The organism is Methanosarcina barkeri str. Wiesmoor, assembly GCF_000969985.1.
Taxonomy (GTDB): domain Archaea; phylum Halobacteriota; class Methanosarcinia; order Methanosarcinales; family Methanosarcinaceae; genus Methanosarcina; species Methanosarcina barkeri_B.
Map to the genome: position 1 here is coordinate 3,491,029 of NZ_CP009526.1, position 22,627 is coordinate 3,513,655.

Genomic DNA, 22,627 nt, shown 5'->3' on the forward strand with positions numbered 1-22,627 from the left:
AGAAGAGTCCGCATATATTGATATTCAATAGAATTATATAATTATATAGCGTTATTTGCATTTCTTACCGCCTGTCGACAAATATCTTCAGGTATTAGAAATCACATGCAAAACTATCATTATCTGCTTATTAGGAGAATGGTATGCATCTTAATGTGCTCACAGATAACCCAACCGTTCCGATAGATGTAAAGGACAGGTCTATAAGCGAATTGATGGAAGGAATGCTTAAGACAGGCTTCCAGGGAAGAAAGCTGGCCGAATCTGTCCAGGCATGGCACAACATGCTAAAAGAAAAGAATGTGACCGTGCTTATGGGCCTGTCAGGAGCTATGGTCCCTGCTGGCATGCGTAGGGTTATTTCCTATATGATCCGGGAGAGGATGATAGACTGCCTTGTGAGCACAGGAGCAAATCTGTTCCATGATTCACACGAAGCTCTCGGCAAGAAACATTATGTGGGTTCACATCTGGTTGACGATGAAGACCTCTTTGAGCACGGCGTTGACAGGATCTATGACGTTTTTGCAGTTGAAGAGGAGTTCAGAACCGCGGATAACCTGATTGCAGATTTTGCAGAAAAAATTGGAGAAATTTCCTGTTCCTCAAGGGAATTCATGTACCTGCTCGGAAAAGAACTGGAAAGGCGCGGAGCGGCCGAGGATTCTATAGTCGTAAGTGCATACAGGCACAATATTCCCATCTTCGTTCCTGCACTTTCGGACAGTTCAATAGGAATCGGGCTAACCATTGCAAGAAGAAGAGGATTGAAACTTGATATTGACCAGATAAAAGACGTTGATGAGGTCACTCAGATTGTAGAAAAATCAGGGAAAACAGGAGTTGTCTACATTGGAGGTGGAGTCCCTAAGAATTTTATCCAGCAGACCGAAGTAATAGCTTCTATTCTTGGAATACAAACCGGAGGGCATGATTATGCAATTCAGTACACTACTGATGCTCCTCACTGGGGAGGACTTTCAGGCTGCACTTTCGATGAAGCCGTTTCCTGGGGAAAAATTGCAGCTCAGGCAAAAAAAGTGCAGGTCTTCGTGGATGCTACTATTGCTCTCCCTATTGTAGCCCATGCACTTCATGAAAAATGCCGCGAACTGAAGCGGAATGCCCCGATTTTTAACTGGGAAGGGCCTGAAGGGCTTGATATTGATTATAGAGAGTAAAATTACAAATCTTTATTATATTTGAAAGCTTATAACGTAAGACGAGAAGGAGAGGAGTAAATGGGTAAAAGAACTCGAATAATTAACGATCCTTCCTATTTAGTACCATTACTCAGGACTTTTGGGTCAAGAACTCACAAAAGAATATTTGACGCACTTTCAAGCAAATGGATGACAAAAGCAGAAATAGATGAATTCATGGGCGCAGACTCATCAAAAAGCCTTCATATTCTGAAAAAAGCCGGGCTCCTGGAAAGCCAGTGGAGAGTTCCGGAAGCAGGACAAAAACCCTCTAAAGAATACCACAGTTCCTACTCCAAGGTTCAGGTTAATTTCCAGTGTTCTTTTGAGGATTTGAGCGATATCATCATGCTGACCTTCAAGCCATACGAAGAAGTCAAAGATGCGATGGAAGAACTGGAAAAGCTGGTAGAAGAAGGCAATACCTCCATGAGCAACCTCACAAGGACGCTTAATAGAAACCCATTTTATATTTGTGCCGTCGCCCGTAGATCTGAAAGGCTTTCTGTAATGGGACAAAGGTTAAAAGTAATTGAAGATGTAGAGGAGAACTACGATTGATGATCAAAATCCTCCAGACTAAAAGCGGAGTAACCAAGTTTCAGGTGCTTATCGAAATTGCAGCCCACCAGCCGAATGTAAGACAAAAAGAAATTGCCGCAAAGATAGGAATAACTCCCCAGGCAGTTTCCGAATATATTAAAGAACTTGTAAATGACGGGCTGATAGTTACTGAGGGCCGGGTCAGGTACAGGATTACAAAAGAGGGTGTGGAATGGGTCCTTGAAAATGCCACAGAAATGAAGCAGTACGCCCGTTTTGTCATGGAGGATATAATCAGCCATGTTTCAACCTGGACAGCGATTGCAAAAGAGAATGTAAAGAAAGACCAGCGAGTATACCTGAAAATGGAAAAAGGACTCCTGTACGTAAGCAGCACGGAAAAAACAGGTGCATCAGGCAATGTAATTTCCGACGCACCTGCTGGGGAAGATGTAGGAGTAACGAGCCTGCGAGGCCTAATCGACCTGGAAAATGCTACAATTACAATCTGCAAAGTTCCGAGGATTGAGCGTGGAGGCTCAAGAAAGGTAGATATCGAACGCTTGAGGATCCTGACAAGCTCAAAACCCTATATAGCAGCTATAGGCGTGGAAGCACTTATCGCCCTGCGCAAGCTCGACATAACCCCAAATGTTATGTTTGGAAGTAATGAATCAGTTATTGAGGCTGCATACCATGGTTTATCATCCATTGTAGTCTCAGTAGATGAACAGGTTCCTTCCCTACTTAACAGGCTGGAAACCGAAAATCTTGAGTACGAACTCGTAGACTTGGCTCTCGAATAATTCCCACTAATTTTTAAAAAAACGTTGGCCTGCAACCTTTAAGATCTTGGTCCCATCGTTGCTGAGATTTTCGCTCAAGTCTTTTCAAAAAAGGGTTGTGCCACAACCGTTGCGCCGGTTGATCACGCCGAGTAGGGTTTGGGGATAAGGACCTCAAATTCAAATGTTGCTGGGATTTTCGGTCAAGCCTTTTTTGAAAAGGGTTGTGTCACAACCGTTGCCCGGCTGATTATGCCGACCGGATTGTTGCTGGAGATCTTACTCAAGCTTTTTTTTGAAAAGACTTGCGTTACATCGGTTGATCACGCCGTTGTTCGGAATTTTCGGTCAAGCCTTTTTGAAAAAGGTTGCAAGCAAGCAGTTTTTTCAAAAAGCTTGCAGCATAGATTTATCTTTAAAGGATATATTTTATAATCAGGAGATTACCCATGAAGTTGATTGTGCTTTCCGATACTCATATGAAAAACGGAGAAATCCCCCAGCAACTTAAAACACTCCTGAAAGAGTGTGACATTATAGTCCATGCAGGGGATTTCAGTACTGTAAAAGCCTATAACGCCTTCAACGCCAGCGGCAAATTAAAGGCTGTTTTTGGAAACGATGACACTTCTGAACTCAAAAGGCTCCTTCCAGAAAGGTTGAAATTCGAAGTTGAAGGTGTAAAAATCGGAGTTGTACACGAAGGAGGGCTTTCGGTTAACGATACAACTGCACAGGGTTACCTGGCAAAAGAAATGGATGTAGACATTCTGATTTTCGGCCATCTGCACAGGCCTTTGATAGAGAAAAGAGATGTTGTGCTTGTTTGCCCTGGTTCCCCTACCAGACCCAGGATGTCAAACCCAAGTGTTGTAGAACTTGTAATTGAAAAAGGAAGCATTAATGGCAGGATAATTACCCTTGAGGGAGATACCTGCGATTATATAAAGTTCCGGGATTCCCTGGAGATACGCAAGCAGGAAAAAAGCCGGAAAAATAAAAAGGCTTAAGCATTTCTGAGACTGAAAAGGAAGACCGAAAGGAATCACACTCTGGACTACCTGTAGAATAAACCCTGTGCCTAACTGTAAAATAAACCCTGTGCCTAACTGTAAAATAACCCTGAACAGTAGTTTATTTGCTGCTTGAAATCAGGCACATGCCCTGCTAAGCGGGGTTAGAGAAATTCGATATTCACAAGCAAGGTTTACAGTGTTTCCAGTTTGAACATAGCACCTGTACCTTGAAGGCTCAGATATACTTTGTCCCCAAATTCGAGAATTCTCTCGACACTGACATTGCTATTCCAGTTGTATACAAAATCGTAGCTGCCCTTCACGGGTTCGAATCCCAGAGACATTAGCCGCTGGTTTACTTCTGACGGACGTGCTCCTTCACTACTGAACCAGACCAGAAGATAGGTTTTCACAGGATCATCTCACTTATAAGTTTGTTATTTTACCCCTAAGCTTCATTCAAACACAAGTTACTCATTTTATACCATGTCTCGTTTATTTATGTATATTTTGCCTATTCTGGCTCTAAAAAAATTAACAATAAAGATATTAATATAATGTAGTAGAAGTTAAAAATTAAATAGAAGAGTTGCAGGGAAAATGGCTCTTCGCTATTCTCTATGGATAAAATGATTTTCAATTCAAGACCGCATTGGTTTTTTAGACCCCTTGAAAAATGATTCATTTTTTAAGGGATATTAAACCTTATTTGCCAAATATAATGTAGTGTTAGCCCTCCCCCAGTTAAGGTACATTTATTAAATGATCTATTTGCTGTTTAAATGACTTAAGTACTTTAATTGTTAAATTAAACGTTGATTTATCCTTACTTTTAACATTGAATTTTGTATGGATGAAAATGACATCAGATGCCTTATTTATAAATAAACATAAATTGTAAAAGAATAAAGTATTTATCTCAATTTTTTCTTGATTTAAAAGAGTATTATAGATTATTTATCTAAAAAATTGATTTTTAGAGTGTACCTTAATTGGGGAAACTCTAAATGCATACCTATCATCTAAAATAAGCATTGTATGCCCTTAGTTTTAATACTGATTTGGAAGAACCCTATGGTTTTTATAAGGAAATTATGAGAATATCCACACAAAACAACGAGGAGCCAAAAGTTTTTCATGCAACAGCAGGTGCCGTAAATAGTTAAACACCGAGCAAATTCCAATTCCATTTTGGTACTTTGGAATGATCGAGGTCATCCCAAAACTTGAAATTTGCTTCTTGGACCTTGTATTTTGAATAATCAATCAAGCTCATGATCATGAAAATAATTCTGAGAATTCCCAATGATTAAGAGTAAAGTGGCTTTTGGGATAGGCTCATCATGTAAAAGGAAGAAATTCGAAGTTGAGGTAGAACGGTGTGTCACATGTATATGATATTTAATTACAATAAAAGAAATTAAAAAAGCGAAATAATTTCGGGATAAAACAGCTACCTACATCAACCTGATTCACGACTGAAGAATAGTTTTTGCCCGGTATTCAGGAAGTTCTGTCAAGTCTACGAGGAATGAACAAATTATAAATTTGAGTTATGTTGGAAATGATTTTTATCCCTTGTAGACCTAACAGTGCCGCTCTGAAATACTTAAAAAGCCTCAAAACAATTATGCTCAAGCTTGACAGAAACGTTTGTTTTCTAGAGGAAATATCGGTTCATTAAGGCCCCTGATATCCTCAGTTTGTTTTTCCCACCACATTTTTACTCTGGTGGACCACCCTTTTTGAATAAGATTTCCATTATCAACCTTAAGAATGCTTTTCAGATAGTTCCTGAGAATGGGCTCCTGGGTACTGGAGGTTACATTGTAATACGACTTGAAATCCTCAACTGCTTCTTCAAAAGTTGAATACCTGTGGACGTGCTCGAAAGGGAAAACTTCAACATTTGGGTAGATTCCCATATTGTAGAGAACGTTGTAGAGAACATCGCACTTAGGGGCTGGCTGATACTCACATCCGTGAAGGAAAGGCCAGAGTCTCCGAGAATGCGCATCCCATGAAGTTTCCCCTGCAAACCAGTACAGATAAATATACCTTGAAGAAGCATCTATCATCTTTTGAACCGAAGTCCGTATGTCTTTCATGCCCAAGGAATAAGAAGCAAAAACCACATCATAAGGAGCCGAAAGGTCGGATTCGACATCAACGGCTTCCCAATCTTTATGTACACAATCGATGTTCTCGATTTCGTACTCTTTAATGTTTTCCAGCATGATGTTCATCATGCCTTCAGAAGGTTCAACAGCAGTTACATGAGCTACCTGCTGTGCAATCGGAATTGCAAGGGTACCGGGTCCTGACCCTATATCAAGAACTCTGGAGTCAGAAGAGAGTTTCATGCCCTTTATCCTCTTTTCGGTTATCACCCTTGCGTTATTATCCTGAAACATCTTCCAGAAGCGTCTGGCTCTTTCCTTATTCTGCCATATAGATGAACAATCTACATTTTTGTTAGATTTTAACTGTCTTTCCAACGTCCCTTTCCAGACTTCATTCCAGTCAATGTTACACGGGTCCATAGTATCAGCTCAAACTATTTACATATGTAGTTACTTAAAATTATCAAAATATAAATTATCAAAATATGTTACAAAAATGAATACAAATATGAATATATATAATTTATTAAATGGTAAAACAAATGCATTAGAGCTGACAACCAATGGAGTTATACTTGTTGAATTCTGATTGACATTACAGAAAAATGGAGCTTTTCTTGAATTGCACTGCAAGTGCAATGACATACCACCCATTTCACCAATTGAGTACGATATTTTACCCCGATTTTTGAGATAATTGAGAATTAGCTTATTTGTTCAGGCTTTCAGCCAGATATCATTTCTGTTAACAATGTTTACATTTAGTTTTATAAGAAAACTCTTTTATCTAACAAAGTATTACAATAATTTATTAAACTCATATTTATTATAATAATTTACTCACAATAAAAAGATATTAGAAATTATCTGTCGTTCTAGCCTATAAAGTGTTTAAATTGGTTTTAATTTCGAGATAAATCGTGTTCTGCGATTTCTTCTCGAATAAAGTGTTTAAATTGGTTTTTAATTTTGAGATAAATCGTGTTCTGCGATTTCTTCTCGAAAAAGCCGCTTTTAGAAGTCCTTTTAGCTGAATTGAGGATTATTTTATGGATCGGAATTTCAAGCTTATTTTACTAACCTGCATGCTGCTTGCAGTAATTGGTGCAAGTGCCTGCATAGGCGGAGAAAAGGATGAAACTGCCAAAGGAGACAGTTTCGGGGAAAACTCTCAGGAACTTGTTGTGGGCATAAGTTCAGACGTTAACAACTGGTATCTTGACAAGTTTGCGGATGGTGATGCCAGGTTTGTTTGGTCTCAAGTCTATGAAACCCTTGTAAGGCTTGACTCTAACCTGAATATTACCCCAGGACTTGCCGAGTCCTGGGAAACGCCTGACAACGGGACAACATGGCTCTTCCACTTACGCAAGAATGTGACCTTCCATGATGGTACATCTTTTAACGCAGATTCTGTCGTGTTTTCCTACTCTAACAAATCCTATGTGAGACAGGCAGTACTGAAACCGATTAAAAGTGTAGAGGCCCTTGATAATTATACCGTGAAATTTGTCCTCCAAAAACCCATGTCTCTGCCTTTTTACCTGACTCATGTAGCCTGGCCCATAATGGGGCCTGGCTGTCTTGATAAAGCAGGAAATTTTGTTAAACCGATAGGGACAGGGCCTTTTAAGTTTGAATCGCAGACAAAAGACCAGGAAATAGTGCTTATAAGAAATGACGCTTACTGGGGAAATAAGTCTCTGCTTGACAAGGTTATTTTTAAAGTTATCCCTGATCCTTCTACGCAAGTTATGGCTTTTGAGAACGGGGAACTGGATATGATTATCAAGGTTCCAGAGTACGATGTCAAGAGGCTCGAAGCCAAAAAAGGTATCCAAATTCAAAGGAAGCTAAGTACCTTTACGGATTTCCTTCAATTCAATTGCAATAAAACTCCTTTTAACGACACAAAAGTACGCCAGAGTGTTGCCTATGCAATCGATACCAAAGCCCTGGTGAACGGTGTTCTCAATGACATTGGAAAACCGGCAGGAGGAAGACCGTATTCTCCCAACATGATGTACTCTGACCCTGACCTGAAAACATATTCGCAAGACCTTGATAAATCAAAGGCTCTACTTAAAGAAGCAGGATGGGAAGATTCCAATGGGGATGGAATTCTAGAAAAGGATGGAAGTCCCTTGAATTGTACCTTGCTTGTAAGTAAGGGTGCATGGGCAGCCAGGCATACTCTTATGGCTCAGGTTGTGCAAGAAGACCTCAGGAAATTAGGAATAGATGTGGAAATTCAAGTACTTGATGAGGGAGCGATCAGCAAACTAGAAGGTGTGGAAAACTTTGGCATGATACTCAGAACTGGCTATTTTGTCTGGGGTCCCTATCCAAAACATTTCTTTATTCACCATTCTAAAAGTCCTTACTCTCACTACTACAATGAAACCTATGACCAGCTTGTAGATGCAGCAGATTCAACCGTAGATCCGCAGAAGCAGAAGGAACTCTATTACGCCTTACAGGCTTTTGTAATAAAAGAAGTCCCTGCTTTCTATCTTGTACATGAAGAAAAGGTGGTAGCAACCGGCCCTTCTGTAAAAGGCTTTGTGATAACAGCAGAAGATCCCTGGCTGGACCTTTCGGGAGTTTATCTTGAAAAGAAATAAATTCAAACAAGATTCCGAAAAGATGGAACATTAAAAAACTGCACCGACGGGAAGATAAACATTAAAAAACTGCACAGATGGAAGATAAACATTAAAATGGAACTTCATAGACGGAAAAATAAACATTAAAATGGAACTTCACAGACGGGAAGATAAACATTAAAATGAATGTCTGAGAGCATCAGAAGTTAAGAGACCGATATCAGAAAATGACAGAAACGTAAGAAGAATATCTATGTGGAAGTACATTACAAAGCGCTTGGCCATGGTATCAGTAGTAATAGCAGGGGTCACTCTTGTTTCTTTTTTTGCGATGTACCTCGCGCCAGGAGATCCTGCTGAGCTCATAGCCCTTGAGAGATATGGACAGGATCTCGATGCAAGCCAGATTGAATCCGTCAGGGAAGCAGAAGGACTTGATGCTCCTGTTTATTTCCAGTACTTTATATGGCTGGATCATCTCTTACATCTTGATCTTGGAAGATCTATTATAACCTCTGATGATGTCCTTGAAGAAATTCTCTTGAAGTTACCGGCGACTATAGAACTTACAGTTGCCGGCTTATTAATCTCTCTCCTAATCGCCTTACCGATAGGAATTCTGAGCGCTCTCCAGAAAAATACTCTGCTTAACAATTGTTGCGCGTTTTTTTCCCTGATAGGTATTTCTATCCCTAACTTCTGGCTTGGAATTCTTCTGATCTGGCTTTTTTCCCTGACTCTTCATATTTTCCCTAGCTATGGATATGGAAGCCTGAGTCAACTTGCTCTTCCTGCTCTAACCCTTGGAATTTCAATGTCTTCAATTACGGCCAGACTTACCCGAGCTAGCCTTATGGAGGTGATGGAGAAGGAATATATTTTGGCTGCACGTGCCAGAGGATTTGATGAGTATACTGTCGTTTTACGGCATGCACTGAAAAATGCCTTACTCCCTGTTGTTACATTTGCAGGAATGCAATTGGGTTATCTTCTTGGAGGAGCTGTTATTGTGGAAACAATTTTCTCCTGGCCAGGTATCGGAAAACTTCTTGTTGACTCGATCTTTGCAAGAGACTTCTCTATGGTTCAGGGCTGTGTTCTTTTTATCGCAGTGCTCTTTTCTCTTTCCAGCCTTGCAGTAGATATATTGTATGCAGTGCTTGACCCGAGAATCAGGTATGACATGTATGATTGAAAATATAAAAATGGCTGAAAAACTTTCTATGAATAAAAAAAGGCTAAGTCTATGGCTAAGTCTATGGGAGTTTAAAAAAAACAAACTTGCGCTCTTTGGCATTTTGTTTATTGCTATCCTATGTTTTCTGGCCCTATTTGCTCCCTATATCTCTCCAAATGATCCTTTTGTCCAGAAAATTGACGACCAATTTCTTGGCCCCTGTCATGAATACCCTTTAGGAACTGATGAATTTGGACGCTGCATCTTTTCAAGAATAATTTATGGCACACGTATCTCTCTTGGCATTGGAATTCTCGTTGTTGCAGCTACATCCATTGCAGGTACCTCTCTTGGGTTGCTTTCAGGGTACAAAGGAGGCCTGTTTGATGAAATCCTTATGAGAGGTGTAGACGTAATACTGGCTTTTCCCAATATTATTCTTGCCCTTATGATAGCAGGACTGCTGGGACCTGGGTTTTTAAGTGTCGTCCTTTCCCTTTCCCTTACTCAGTGGCCTGTTTATGCAAGGCTTGTACGTGGACAGGTTCTCTCTTTGAAAAAGAGAGATTTTGTGGAAGCGACAAGGGCTCTTAGACCCTCAAATTTCTACATCATGCGAAAACATATACTTCCAAACTGCATGGAACCTGTAATCGTTCTTGGAACTCTTGAGATTGCCCATGTAATAATCTTTGCCTCTGCTCTGAGTTTTCTAGGACTTGGAATCCAGCCTCCTACGCCTGAATGGGGCTCTATGCTCAAATCTGGGATTCCCTACCTACTCACATATCCTTACCTTTGTTTTATTCCAGGTCTCATGATTATGCTTACAGTTTTTGCTTTCAATTTTGCAGCAGACGGATTAAGAGCCGGCTTGGGACAGTCTGCTAAACAGGAGGTGCTGGATAGATGAGTATTCCTTCCTTCTCCACTCAATTTCTTTCAGTAGAAAACCTGAGCGTCTCTTTCAAAACCTCAAAGGGCCTTGTAAAAGCAAACGAGAACATTTCCTTTGAGATCAAAGAAGGAGAAATTTTTGGGCTTATTGGAGAAACAGGCTGTGGAAAAACTACTCTTGGAAAAGCCCTTTTGAGGCTGCTCTCAAATAATGCAAGGATAGAAGGGAGAATCGTTTACAGGGGTAAGAATATATTAAGTCTTTCTGAAAAAGAAATGAGGAGCCTGAGAGGAAAGGAAATCGGGATCATGCTACAGGATCCTTCAGTCTGTTTTAACCCAGTGCTCTCTATAGGAAGTCAAATTGCTGAAATTTATCGATACCATGAAGGCATGAGAAAAAAAGATGCAAAAAAGAAAGCGTCAGAGATGCTTGAGCTTGTTGGAATAGATTCCTCAAGAAAGTCTGAATACCCTCACCAGTTCAGTGGTGGGATGCTGCAGAGAGTTATGATAGCAGTAGCGCTTGCTCTCAAGCCAAGACTTCTTATTGCAGACGAACCTACAAAGGGGCTTGATCCTGATATGAAATTGCAAATTCTAGAAATTATTACCAAGCTTGTCCGGAAGGAAAATTCTTCCATGCTCTTAATTACTCATGATCTGGATGTAGCCACTAAACTTACAGATAGGACTGCAGTGATGTATGCAGGAGAAATCGTTGAAATCGGGAAGACAGCAACGGTCATTTCCGATCCAAAACACCCTTATACTTTTGCACTACTGCATTCTCTTCCAGAAAAAGGGCTAATGACTGTTTTAGGTCAGTCTCCAAGCCTGATCTCCCCTCCTTCCGGTTGCAGGTACCATCCCCGATGTAGTAACCAGCTGGCAGACTGCTCAAAGATCCACCCTGAACTATTGGAACATGTAGATGATCATTTTGTCCGCTGCTTATTATCTGAAAAAAACAGTAAGAATGTAAGAAGAAAAGACAGTAAGAATGTAAGAAGAGAAGCACAATTGATCCCAGATACTCCCTCTCCTGGGTGTGCGGAGGTGGGCTTATGGCATTGTTAGAAGTGAAAAATCTGAAAAAGCATTATTATTCCGGGCTTTTCCAGATTCAGGTTAACAAGGCTGTAGACGGGGTCAGTTTTAGGATAGAAAAAGGGAAAACTCTAGGTCTTGTTGGAAAAAGTGGTTGCGGAAAATCCACACTTGGAAGAACAGTGTTGAGATTGCTTGAACCGACAGAAGGTAGCATTATCTTTGATGGTCAGGACATTTCAGGACTTAAAGGCCACTCTTTAAAATACCTGGGAACCAGGATGCAAATTATATTTCAAAACCCTAAATCATGCTTGAACCCAAAGATGAAAGTTTATGATATAATTGCAGAACCTTTAAAGCTTCACAGGCTTTGCGCTAAAGACAAAGAATTGGAGAGGGTAAAGGAACTTATTGAAATTGTATCCCTTAATGAAGAGCTTCTTTTTCGCTATCCCAAAGAGCTAAGTGGAGGTCAGCTTCAGAGAATTGCAATTGCAAGAGTCCTTAGCATGAAACCAGAATTAATAGTAGCGGATGAGCCTACTTCGATGCTAGATCCACTTGTCCAGGCTCAAATTCTTTCGCTTCTTAAGGGACTGCAAATCAAGTTCAAGATAAGTTTTCTGTTTATCTCCCACGATATTAAGGTTGTTGAATGGATGAGTGACGAGATTGCCTTTATGGAGAAAGGAAAAATTGTTAATTTTAAAATAGTGTCACGTTAACCCTCAAAGACAAAAGAATTCTGAACCATTTTAAGTAATTATATATGACATTTTAATGCTGACGAGATAGTATTTTACTGAAGGATTTTTTTCCTACGAGCTATTGAATTCCCTTTGCAGATTCATTTTCTTTGGAAGTTATGTTAAAGAGAAAGACATAAAACACCTGAAAAAATATACAGGGTGACCGGAAAAAGAAAAGGAACGGAAATTACTGAAAATAAAAGCAGATTTTCTGAATAAAAAAGATTAAGGGGCATTTACCCCTGATTTTGATAGTATGGTTTTTACTCTTTTTGGTTTCATTCCATTTCTTTGAGAGACTCAAGAGCCTTTTTGACTATAGTGCGGTAGTAACCGGTATCAGTCGAATAGTGTTCTTTTGCAAGTTTTGAGTTTTGATCTTCCTCTGATTCAATTGCCCTTATCCTCTCAAGAGTCTGTTTTGCAGTATCAAGCACCCAGAGGTCCCGGGTAAGTTCATCTACATGCTGGATAGACTCTGGACGGATAGAAGTCAGGACATTCCCATCATCTGTGGTATAGGTACTGGTTTTGCCCACAACTGCTACAAAAGCTGGCAGTTCGCACTCGGCAAGGAATTGAGCAGCTTCGGGCTGATACTGTCCGGCATAGACCAGGAAAGAACCTGTCGGGTCTGAAACTCTTCCCCTCCAGTACTCGGAATCAGTACCGATATCTTCTTTTTCGATAAGTGTGCCAACAAGGAAGATACGATTTACTTTAGCTCCTGTGGGTGTCAGGACATACTGTGGAGCATACTGATCACTTTCATCCCTTGAGGTCAGATTCGAATCCTTCATTTCCTGGGCAAAAACCCTGCGGGCAACTTCTCTGAAAAAACCTGGCATTTACTGCACCTCCAGCTTGGTAAGTGTTTCATTAAGCGCAAGCATTTCATCAAGCATCTCTATATCCAGAGAAGTCTTGGGAGTAATGGAATCCACAAGAATATAGCGGTCAAGCTTGTGCCCGGTCACAGTATAATACCTGCCCAGCAGTTCCTGTTTTAGATTATCCAGCACTACCCCGGGATCGAGAGCGTCAGCGGCCATTGCAATTGCAGTATCGAGAGAAAGCCCTGAAAGCTTCTCAGTAAGTTCTCTGTTAATCAGGATATCCTGAGTGGAAGTTCCGGAATCCAGAACCGCTTTTATCCTCAGGTCGTATTCCCCTTTTACTTTTCCGTGCTCCGGGCAGGCACCCTTAACCAGAGCCCTTTTACACTCGGGACAGCGTTTTATGAGACCTGAACCGGTCTGAATGTCCACCATTGCTCCAAAGTATGTGGAAGTTAAGGATCCGACTTTGATATCCTCATCAAGGTCTTCTATGGAACTTGACCTGTTAAGCTGAATTTGGATCTTACCTCCCCATTCGTTGACAACTACATTTTTCAACATGTAGCTCTTGCCCTCTTCCATATCAGGAAGCTCGGAACTGGCCCAGTTAGTGAATTTGATAACCCCTGTGGGATCTCCTATAAGCCCTGCCTGCTCAATCGATTCATGAGAGTTTTCCCAGAGTTGAACCACTTTTCCTTTAACTGTAGCCCACTGGCCTCCTGCAAGATCGGAGATGTTCCTGAGTTCAGACTCTCTTGCAGATGGTATGAAGTCCCCACCTCCAACTCCAATGGCTTCATCCAGCTTTTCTATAGAAGTATTCTTGTTAAGCTGAACCTGGAACCTGTCGTTGTACTCTCCTACAACAACGCTCCTGAAGAAATAACTCTCTCCCTGTTCAAGCTCAGGCAGTTCGGCATTTTTCCATGCAGTGAACTTTATAATTCCTGTTTCATCCCCCAGTAGCCCTACCTGAGAGATTGATTCGTGTGTGTTTTCCCAGAGCTGGACAACCCTTGCCTTAAGATTTGCCCACTGCCCATTTTCCGAAATATCCATAATCTTTGTAAGCTGCGGTTCAGCCTGCCTTGTGTAAAACTCATTCTTAGGAATAGAATATTTCTTCAAAAAGTAATTGGTCACACTGCGCTGGGCTTCATTTGAAGGAACTTTAAATTTGGTAATCAGTTCATCAAGTCTACTTTCGATATCCTCTACAGGTACGTCGATGCCAAGCTTTAAAAATCGATCTCGAATAGATTCAGCTGTCTGTTTCATTCTTCCTACCTCAAGCCTCTTGTTTATCATTATTTATAGAGAGGCGTTTTAATCTACAACGCCACAGCATATAAAGTTAAGGAAAGCGGAGTGAAAGTATTTGCATCAAGGTCATAATTGGTGTCTGGCAAAGCTTTTCTTAAAGACTGAGAAACCATGAAATTAACCCCTGAGATTCAATCCCATGCAGTGGAAAGACTATTATTGAAACTGTTTTTAAATTCCCTATGCATAATACCTGCTTCCTGCTTGAGTTCAATTTTGAAGTTACTTCAATGATTCATTCAAATTTTTTTAAGAGACTATGTATATACTATACTTAAACTTATTTACCCAGAGATTTTGCATCATTATTACAAAGAGCCAACTCGTCTTTTATGAAGAATTAAAAATATGCCAATTTTTGTAAATTTCTATTTCAGTAGGCTCTCTTCGGACGCTTATATAAGCTGTTCCAAGTTGTTTTCTGTTTTTGGAGCTGAGTCCCATAAAGGTCAGCTCTATTAATATATTTCTTGTTAATATATTTCATTTAACCATGATGCTTCCAGAGTAGATTAAGGATTTGCTCTGGACATCCACTATTTTTATAGATAAACGATCCCCCTGACTAAAGTTAAGCTGTTCATTAGTGCCATACTCTTTAGGAATTAAAGTAGCTCTATCTCCGCTTTTGAAAACTCCAAGCCCCGTGAAATTGAGGTAACGTTGTTCGTCTCCTTTCTGAAGTATAACCCTGGTCTCCTCAGAAGATTTGAAATTAATTGTATCTCCCCCAAGGTGCTCGATTACGAGCTTGAAGACCATTTCATTTGGAGTTTCATCTTGGGTTTTATCTTGAGTTTCATCCGGGGTTCTATCTTGGGTTTTATCTTGAGTTTCACCCGGAGTTTCACTCGAGTCCGCGTCCTGAGATTCAACTATAGACTTTGAGGAATCTGCTCCGTTTAATGAAACCAAAAGGACAAGGTCCTGAAAATCAGCACCATTGGTTTTTAGGATTTTATTTCCCAGCTCAATTTTGTTACCCAGCTCAAAAATATAGATAGCTTCATTTTCCTTGAGACTGAGACTACCATTTTCAATGTAGTCTTTTACAAAGTCTTCAATCGAGTCCTGACCTTGAAATCCGTGGATATTAGGAACAGCGTCTCCGTTCGTAAGGACCTTTAAATTGGACGGACTAGTCGAAGTGTTAACTGTAAGGATTTGTACCGGTTCATTATTCGGTTCATTATTCGACCCATGATTTGATTCATGACTCGGTGCATGATTCTGGTTATTATTCGGTTCATAAAATTCCCAAGAGCAAGCCTCGACCGTTACATTTGTATCTGCCTTAAAGGAAATTGGAGATCCCCATAAGCGAGGATTTTTCCCGTAATTGATATTCCCTTCTGATGGATTCTTGTAGTCTCCCCAGGGATCATAAGTATAGTTCCCTAACTTGAGACGGCAAGTAATCGGAAACGGTACCATAGTTTATTTACCATTCACATTAGCTTCCCTAATAGAAGCACAACCAAGCACAGTTGCATTGACCGTGAAGTTTTCTTTCGGTACTACCATATTGTTGTTTATCACATCGAAATTCACGGTAAAACTCGCTTGAATACTTGACTAGACGACACACTATTGAAGGTATAAGTGAAAACCGGCCCAAAGGAATTTTCGTCCACCAGCACATCAAGAACTTTATAGTTTTCATCCGGTATCATACTGAAGATCTTGTTGCCACCGGCGGGAACATAGGTACTTCCTGCGGGAGAAATATTACCCCCGAACCCTGAAGAAGCATCAATTGAATAGCCATCTGACGTCGTTGAGTTCTGCGTTGGCGTCGCTGCGTTCTGCGTTGATATCGTCTCATTTTGCGTAAAATTATGAGCTTCGATCAAGAGACTTGCCCTGGGTGCACTTTCCGAGATATTGGGTTACACCAGTGATGCAGCAAGTATGATGGTCACCACAACCATTAATATTTGCCCGTATACTTCTGAGACTGCCTGGCATTTCTCGCCAAGAGTCCTTGACTTTTTACCCTCCACGATAAAAACAACTTTATAAAAATTTAATTTATGATCATTAAATTAATACTTTTTGAGATTAATATTTGAGAGAAAGAACATGAACGCAGATTTTCAGGGCTGACCGAAAAAGTGACCCTCCGGAACTAATCTCCCAGAAACTACAATACAATTCAAGGTTTTTTATTATTTGGCTTTGTAGAAATTATAGAGTATTCCGAAGGATTTTAAGAAGTGCATTGATATTTTTAAGAAGTTGTCGCAACTATTTATCAAATGTATGTCAGTTATTAAACTTTCAATAGAAAGGGTTCCTCAAGAATTGCCCGGATTCTCAAAGGTTGGGAAGCATAAAACATAAAAAGTAGGAAATACATACAGGATTTTATGAAATAAATAAGTTTCGACACTTTTAAAAAGATAAAATAGCCTTTAAAAATTAGAAATGGGATGGAATTCTTTTTAGAGTTCCTGGATTCATGTTATGGAGCTGTTTATCCTGTAGTAAGAACTTATTTCTTAATGATAGGGATTACTTTTTATTGATAGCTATCCCTTATACAGGCATAGTACTCTAGATATATTTAGGCATAGTGATCTTGTTTAAAACTTTTGAAGGTAATATATAAATTCTAAAAAAGGTTCTTAAAATTATGAAAGCTATTATCCTTGCAGCCGGAGAAGGGCTGCGCTGCAGGCCTCTTACTCTAACTCGTTCAAAAGTAATGCTTCCCATAGCCAACAGGCCTATTTTAGAGCATGTAATAGGTTCGCTTGAAAAAAATGGAATAACTGACATTATATTGATTGTTGGATATAAAAAAGAACGCATAATGGACTATTTCGAGGACGGGCTAAATTTTGGAGTGAAAATAAAATATGTCGAACAGAAAGCTCAGCTAGGTACTGCACATGCAATTGAGCAGGCAAAAAAATGGATTGAACCCGAGGACTCGGAATTTCTCGTGCTCAATGGAGACAACCTGGTGGAACCGAAAACTATAGCGGACCTTCTGAATAATTATGAAGGAGATGCAAGCCTTCTAACTGTTCAGATGGAAGAGACTGCTGGCTATGGAGTAGTTCTGAAAGAAAAAAAGAGAGTCACGAGAATTCTGGAAAAAAGACCTGGAGACCTGAGCCGTATTGTAAATACCGGAATTTATATTTTTACGCCGCAGGTCTTTGAAACCATCGAAAAAACCCCGATATCCGAAAACGGTGAATATGCAATAACCGATACCCTCCAGCTTATGATTGACGAAGGAAAAATCGTTACTTCTGTTTCTACCAAATCAAAATGGATTGACGCTGTTCATTCCTGGGATTTATTAAAAGCTAATGCCATAGTCTTAAATTCAGCCAGGAACCTGAAGCTTGAAGGAGAAGTTGAAGAGGGAGTTTTCCTCAGTGGAAAGGTGGCAGTAGGAAAGAATACCAGGATTCGTTCAGGAACTTACATTGTAGGCCCTGTGGTCATAGGGGAAAATTGTGATATCGGTCCCAATGTAGTTATTCTGCCCTCCACAACAATAGGAGACAATGTATCGATCAGGTCATTTACCGAAATACAGAACAGTATAATAATGAATGACTGCAGGATATACTCTCATGGGCGTATCTCGAATTCCATAATTGGAAGCAACAATACAATTGGCTCAGGTTTCTTTGTTGAAGAAAAAGAAGGTCTATCGATCATTATGAATGGAACGATTCATCGAGCTCCCAGACTCGGCACCATCTTCGGAGACGACAACCGTATTGGGAATAGCGTACTTGTAAAGGCCGGAGTAACAATAGCTGTTGACTGCCAGGTTGAATCTGGGAATACCATATATAGGGATCTGTCCCGTCATTCGGTTGTTCTTTAACCCTAAAAAGGTGGAAAAATGTGTGGAATTGTAGGATATGCAGGGGAAAACTCTGCTGCATCTGTCATCATAGAGTCTCTCAAAAAACTCGAGTACCGTGGATACGATTCTGCTGGGATTTCAATTCTGGGCAGCGGAATCGATACTTATAAGTCAGTAGGTAAAATTGTAAACCTTGAAGCCACAATCCCAGATGGAATAAGTGGTAACATTGGAATAGGGCACACCCGCTGGGCAACCCACGGAAGACCCAGCACAATAAATGCTCATCCGCATACCTCCGGAAACCCATGTAAAATCTCGGTTGTGCATAACGGAATCATAGAGAACTACATGGCATTGAAGGAACAACTGACTGCAGAAGGATATGAATTTAAATCGGAAACCGATACCGAAGTGATCGCCCACCTTCTGCATAAACACATATACGGCAAACCCGATGGAAGAGAAGCAAAATGCGAACTTCTTACAGGACTGCGGGAAGCGCTAAAAGAGATAGAGGGTTCTTATGCCCTTGCAGTTATCTGTGCTGACGAACAGGGAAAACTCATAGTTGCCCGGAAAGACAGCCCACTTGTTATAGGACTCGGCAAAAGAGAGAACTTTGCCGCATCGGATGTAACTGCTTTTTTGAATTATACGAGGGATGTAATTTTCGTAAATGACTTTGAAACCGCAGTCCTGACTCCTACCAGTGTAGAGATCTTTGACAGAGAAGGAAAAGTCCGCGAAAAGAAGATAGAAAAGATCGAGTGGGACTTTGAAGCTGCTGAAAAGGCCGGTTACGAACATTTCATGCTCAAGGAAATTCACGAGCAGGTGAGTGCGATTCACAATACACTTGCAGGCAAGGTCTCGGAACTTGAAGGAACAATAGATCTCAAAGAACTTAATATGACCGATGAAGAGATAAGAAAACTTTCAAGGGTCCAGATTCTGGCATGTGGAACCTCCTGGCACGCAGGGCTACTTGGGAAATACCTTTTTGAGCAGCTTGCCGGAATTCATTGCGATATAGACATTTGCTCGGAGTACAGGTACAGAAGCCCGGTTATAAGTGATGGAACTCTTGCCATCGCAATCACCCAATCCGGGGAGACTGCAGATACTCTCGCGGCCGTCAGGGAAATAATGTCCTACAACTGCCCTACGCTTGCAATTACAAACGTTGTAGGAAGCACCATTACAAGAGAAGCTAACAGTGTGCTATATACCAGAGCAGGACCTGAGATTGGAGTTGCTGCGACCAAAACCTTCAGCACCCAGATTACACTTCTTTATCTGCTTGCTGTCAAGTTCGCCCTGTCAAGAGGTAAGCTAAGTCCTGATTATGTTAAAGGATTCATTACAGGTCTAAGAAAAATACCAGGCCAGATTCAGCAGATTCTCAACCAGAAAGAAGCAGTAAAGGAATGTGCAGAGAATTTTGCTCATGAAGAGAACTACTTCTTCCTCGGCAGGCACCTTAACTATCCGATTGCCCTTGAAGGAGCTCTCAAATTAAAAGAAATCTCATATTTGCATGCTGAAGGTTTTGCCGCAGGCGAACTTAAACATGGACCAATTGCGCTGCTTGAGAAAGGAACGCCTGTAGTTACCATCGCAACAAGAGGGCAGACTTACGAGAAGGTGCTGAGCAATATAAAGGAAGTAAAAGCCAGGGATGCGACGGTTATCGCAGTTGCTGATAACAAAGACACCGAGATCGGAAAATATGCGGATGTTGTCCTTACAATTCCCCAAAGTAGCGAACTGCTTTCTCCGCTGCTCAGTGTTGTAGTCCTCCAGCTGCTTGCTTATTATACTGCTCTTGCTCGGGGATGCTCTATTGACAAGCCACGTAATCTTGCAAAAAGTGTCACAGTTGAATAATGAAAAGCCCGACAATTTAAAAATTAAAAAACGAGAAAATTCAAGGAAATAACTTCAGGAAATTTCGGGATGGGATATATGAAACTCTTCGGATCTTCAGGAATAAGAGGGATAGCAAACAAAGAAATTACGCCCGAACTTGCACTTAATGTAGGGCTTGTACTGGGAAGCCGGAAAAAAACTGCGGTTATCGGGAGGGACCCAAGAGTTTCGGCCCCTATGATCGAGCATGCCCTGATTGCGGGAATGACTGCCACAGGCTGTGCTGTTACAGAAATAGGCCTTGTATCTACCCCAACCCTGGCATATGCAGCCAGAGAATACGAATGCGGTGTAATGGTTACAGCCTCCCACAACCCCTCAGAGTATGTAGGGATCAAACTCTGGAACCCTGATGGCATGGCCTTTGACTCGGCGCAGCAGGAAGAGATAGAAAAAGCGATTGAAGATGCAGACTTTTCCCTGGTTCCCTGGAACCTGATAGGCAAGTTCGAAGAAGACGGAAATGCTATCCGAGCCCATATGAATATGATCAAAAAGCTTGTAGGAAGTTCCAGTCTAAAAGTCGTACTGGACTGCGGATGTGGAGCAGGAGGGACAATTACCCCATATCTCCTTCAGGAGCTTGGTTGTGAGGTAATAACCCTGAACGCTCAGCCTGATGGCCATTTTCCTGCGAGAAACCCTGAGCCAAACGATGAAAACCTTACCATGCTCAAAAAAGCTGTTGTGGATTTCGGAGCCGATCTTGGAATCGCACACGACGGTGATGCGGACCGGATGATGGCCGTAGACGAGAAAGGCAATTTTGTATCAGGAGATGAAATGCTTGCAATTTTCGGGCTATACGAGTGCAGTGGTAAGAAAGGAACAGTCGTCGTGCCTGTGGACACTTCAATGATGGTTGGCGATTCTCTTCAAGGTTCAGAGATTGTGAGGACAAGAGTCGGGGACGTTTACGTCGCAGAGGGCATAAAACAGAGTGGTGCTATCTATGGAGGCGAGCCATCAGGAAGCTGGATTTTCCCGAAGATTTCCTACTGTCCGGATGGGATTTATGCAGCCGCAAAACTTGTTGAGATTGTCAAGGAAAAAAAGTTAAGCGAGCTTCGCGAAGAGCTTCCCAGGTACGCCACAAAAAGAGGAGCTCTCCCCTGTGCAAATGACAAAAAGGCAGAGTTTATGGAAAAAGTTAAGGCTAAACTCGAGCCCCTGGGAAAAGTCCTTGATATAGACGGTATTCGCGTGGAAATGGACAATGGATGGGTACTTGTCCGCCCCTCAGGGACGGAAGCAAAAGTTAGAATCACAGCTGAAGCCCGAGAAAACGTTGATGAGATTTTCGATATGGCTGAAAAGATAGCAAAGGAGGCACTCAAATGAAAGCGGTTGTCCTTGTAGCAGGCAAAGGCACAAGGATGGAACCTCTAACTTCCGGCTGTCCTAAAGTTATGCTCCAGGTTGCAAATAAACCCATCCTCGAACATATACTTAATTCAGCCATCGAAGCAGGCATCGAAGGCTTTGTCTTCATTACCGGTTATCTCGAAAAGCAGATAAAAGAGTACTTCGGGGACGGAAACAAATGGGGAGTAAGCATAGAGTATGTACAGCAAAAGGAGCAGCTAGGGACTGCAAATGCGATAGGCTGTGCAAAAGGCTATGTTGATGGGACTTTCCTTGTACTTAACGGGGATATGCTCATAGAGCAGGAGGACTTAAAAGCCCTGGTCTCAAGGACAGAAGAAGCTGTCATCTGTGTAAAAGAGGTGGAAAACCCGGCGGATTTCGGAGTGCTTGAAACCGAGAATAATAGAGTTGTCAGGATAATAGAAAAACCTAAAAATCCCCCTACTAACCTTGCAAATGCCGGGATATATCTTTTCAGGGAATCTATTTTTGACTTTATTGACAGAACCAAGGCCTCAGTGAGAAATGAGTTCGAGATTACGGACTCCATCCAGATGCTGATTGATAGTGGAACAGCCGTGGGTTACAGCCCTCTCGAAGGTAGATGGATAGATATAGGGTATCCCTGGGACCTCTTGAAAGCAAACGAATACCTTCTGAAAGGCCTTAAGAGCAGCTGTGAAGGTACTGTAGAGCCGAATGCTACCATAAAAGGAGAGGTTGTAATCGGAAAAGGCACTATTATCAGGAACGGTTCTTATATCGAAGGCCCAGTAGTGATAGGAGAGAATTGCGATATCGGGCCTAATTGTTTTATCCGCCCTTCCACTGCAATCGGGAACCATATTAGGGTAGGAAATGCTGTGGAGATAAAAAATACGATTGTCATGGAAGATACTCATGTGGGACATCTGAGTTATGTTGGGGACAGCATTATTGGGCACCACTGCAACTTTGGAGCGGGTACGAAAGTTGCAAACCTCCGCCATGATGGGAAAAACATAAAAGTAATGATAAAAAGCAGGATTCTTGACACGGGCAGGAGAAAACTCGGAGTGATTATGGGAGATGACGTGCATACCGGTATCAACACAAGCATAAATATCGGTACGATAATGGAAAAAGGAAGATATACATATCCTGGAGAGATTGTCAAACATTAACCTTTGATGCTAA

At 41.2% G+C, this 22,627-nt stretch carries 20 protein-coding genes; 14 read left to right on the plus strand and 6 right to left on the minus strand.

The window, feature by feature from the left end:
- Window positions 1–143: 143 nt before the first annotated feature.
- The 4 genes from MSBRW_RS14470 to MSBRW_RS14490 all read left to right on the plus strand — a co-directional run bounded on the left by MSBRW_RS14470 (window position 144) and on the right by MSBRW_RS14490 (window position 3,540).
- Window positions 144–1,181 carry a deoxyhypusine synthase gene (locus tag MSBRW_RS14470; RefSeq protein ID WP_011307018.1) on the plus strand — a complete coding sequence of 346 codons (1,038 nt, stop codon included), beginning with the start codon at window positions 144–146 and terminating at the stop codon, window positions 1,179–1,181.
- Window positions 1,182–1,241: 60 nt separating this feature from the next.
- On the plus strand, window positions 1,242–1,763 hold the full coding sequence (locus MSBRW_RS14475; protein WP_011307017.1) for an ArsR family transcriptional regulator: 522 nt from the start codon (window positions 1,242–1,244) through the stop codon (window positions 1,761–1,763).
- Window positions 1,763–2,551, plus strand: a complete 789-nt coding sequence (locus MSBRW_RS14480; RefSeq protein ID WP_011307016.1) for a DUF7839 domain-containing protein — start codon at window positions 1,763–1,765, stop codon at window positions 2,549–2,551. Before MSBRW_RS14475 ends, MSBRW_RS14480 begins: the two co-directional genes overlap by 1 nt.
- A gap of 428 nt (window positions 2,552–2,979) precedes the next feature.
- Window positions 2,980–3,540 carry a metallophosphoesterase gene (locus tag MSBRW_RS14490; RefSeq protein ID WP_011307015.1) on the plus strand — a complete coding sequence of 187 codons (561 nt, stop codon included), beginning with the start codon at window positions 2,980–2,982 and terminating at the stop codon, window positions 3,538–3,540.
- Window positions 3,541–3,737: 197 nt separating this feature from the next.
- Here the strand turns inward: MSBRW_RS14490 and MSBRW_RS14495 are convergent, their stop codons facing one another.
- Complete coding sequence (locus tag MSBRW_RS14495) at window positions 3,738–3,959, minus strand: hypothetical protein (RefSeq protein ID WP_011307014.1); 222 nt, start codon at window positions 3,957–3,959, stop codon at window positions 3,738–3,740.
- A 1,221-nt stretch (window positions 3,960–5,180) separates the two neighbouring features.
- Window positions 5,181–6,089: a class I SAM-dependent methyltransferase gene (locus MSBRW_RS14500; protein ID WP_011307013.1), complete on the minus strand. Its 909-nt coding sequence runs from the start codon at window positions 6,087–6,089 to the stop codon at window positions 5,181–5,183.
- A 629-nt stretch (window positions 6,090–6,718) separates the two neighbouring features.
- Between MSBRW_RS14500 and MSBRW_RS14505 the strand changes: the two genes are divergently transcribed.
- The 5 genes from MSBRW_RS14505 (at window position 6,719) to MSBRW_RS14525 (ending at window position 12,127) form a co-directional block, all read left to right on the plus strand.
- Window positions 6,719–8,293, plus strand: coding sequence for an ABC transporter substrate-binding protein (locus MSBRW_RS14505; RefSeq protein WP_011307012.1), 1,575 nt, complete (start codon window positions 6,719–6,721; stop codon window positions 8,291–8,293).
- A 235-nt stretch (window positions 8,294–8,528) separates the two neighbouring features.
- Window positions 8,529–9,470, plus strand: a complete 942-nt coding sequence (nikB, locus tag MSBRW_RS14510) for a nickel ABC transporter permease (protein WP_011307011.1) — start codon at window positions 8,529–8,531, stop codon at window positions 9,468–9,470.
- Window positions 9,454–10,365: an ABC transporter permease gene (locus MSBRW_RS14515; protein WP_048102776.1), complete on the plus strand. Its 912-nt coding sequence runs from the start codon at window positions 9,454–9,456 to the stop codon at window positions 10,363–10,365. Before nikB ends, MSBRW_RS14515 begins: the two co-directional genes overlap by 17 nt.
- A complete protein-coding gene (locus MSBRW_RS14520) occupies window positions 10,362–11,429 on the plus strand; it encodes an ABC transporter ATP-binding protein (RefSeq protein WP_011307009.1) in 1,068 nt (355 codons plus the stop codon). Before MSBRW_RS14515 ends, MSBRW_RS14520 begins: the two co-directional genes overlap by 4 nt.
- Window positions 11,417–12,127: an ATP-binding cassette domain-containing protein gene (locus tag MSBRW_RS14525; protein ID WP_011307008.1), complete on the plus strand. Its 711-nt coding sequence runs from the start codon at window positions 11,417–11,419 to the stop codon at window positions 12,125–12,127. The genes MSBRW_RS14520 and MSBRW_RS14525 overlap by 13 nt, the downstream gene beginning before the upstream one ends.
- A 302-nt stretch (window positions 12,128–12,429) precedes the next feature.
- Here MSBRW_RS14525 and MSBRW_RS14530 read toward each other — a convergent pair whose 3' ends face one another.
- The 3 genes from MSBRW_RS14530 to MSBRW_RS14540 form a co-directional block, all read right to left on the minus strand.
- Complete coding sequence (locus tag MSBRW_RS14530) at window positions 12,430–12,999, minus strand: RPA family protein (RefSeq protein ID WP_011307007.1); 570 nt, start codon at window positions 12,997–12,999, stop codon at window positions 12,430–12,432.
- Window positions 13,000–14,271 carry a replication protein A gene (locus MSBRW_RS14535; protein WP_048102775.1) on the minus strand — a complete coding sequence of 424 codons (1,272 nt, stop codon included), beginning with the start codon at window positions 14,269–14,271 and terminating at the stop codon, window positions 13,000–13,002.
- A gap of 528 nt (window positions 14,272–14,799) precedes the next feature.
- Window positions 14,800–15,750, minus strand: coding sequence for a hypothetical protein (locus tag MSBRW_RS14540; protein WP_011307005.1), 951 nt, complete (start codon window positions 15,748–15,750; stop codon window positions 14,800–14,802).
- A gap of 137 nt (window positions 15,751–15,887) precedes the next feature.
- Between MSBRW_RS14540 and MSBRW_RS22525 the strand changes: the two genes are divergently transcribed.
- The gene (locus MSBRW_RS22525; RefSeq protein WP_155398318.1) at window positions 15,888–16,061 is read left to right on the plus strand and encodes a hypothetical protein; all 174 of its coding nucleotides are present in this window, start codon (window positions 15,888–15,890) and stop codon (window positions 16,059–16,061) included.
- A 144-nt stretch (window positions 16,062–16,205) separates the two neighbouring features.
- On the opposite strand, the gene MSBRW_RS24350 is transcribed toward MSBRW_RS22525, so the two are convergent.
- Entirely contained in the window at window positions 16,206–16,319 is a 114-nt protein-coding gene (locus MSBRW_RS24350; protein ID WP_157209487.1) for a type IV pilin N-terminal domain-containing protein, read from the minus strand.
- A 632-nt stretch (window positions 16,320–16,951) separates the two neighbouring features.
- Here MSBRW_RS24350 and glmU (MSBRW_RS14550) point away from each other — a divergent pair.
- The 4 genes from glmU (MSBRW_RS14550) (at window position 16,952) to glmU (MSBRW_RS14565) (ending at window position 22,614) form a co-directional block, all read left to right on the plus strand.
- Window positions 16,952–18,169, plus strand: coding sequence for a bifunctional sugar-1-phosphate nucleotidylyltransferase/acetyltransferase (gene glmU / locus MSBRW_RS14550; RefSeq protein WP_011307003.1), 1,218 nt, complete (start codon window positions 16,952–16,954; stop codon window positions 18,167–18,169).
- Window positions 18,170–18,187: 18 nt separating this feature from the next.
- A complete protein-coding gene (gene glmS, locus MSBRW_RS14555; protein ID WP_011307002.1) occupies window positions 18,188–20,041 on the plus strand; it encodes a glutamine--fructose-6-phosphate transaminase (isomerizing) in 1,854 nt (617 codons plus the stop codon).
- A gap of 78 nt (window positions 20,042–20,119) precedes the next feature.
- Entirely contained in the window at window positions 20,120–21,424 is a 1,305-nt protein-coding gene (glmM, locus tag MSBRW_RS14560; RefSeq protein WP_011307001.1) for a phosphoglucosamine mutase, read from the plus strand.
- Window positions 21,421–22,614: a bifunctional sugar-1-phosphate nucleotidylyltransferase/acetyltransferase gene (glmU, locus tag MSBRW_RS14565; RefSeq protein ID WP_011307000.1), complete on the plus strand. Its 1,194-nt coding sequence runs from the start codon at window positions 21,421–21,423 to the stop codon at window positions 22,612–22,614. Before glmM ends, glmU (MSBRW_RS14565) begins: the two co-directional genes overlap by 4 nt.
- Window positions 22,615–22,627: the final 13 nt, after the last annotated feature.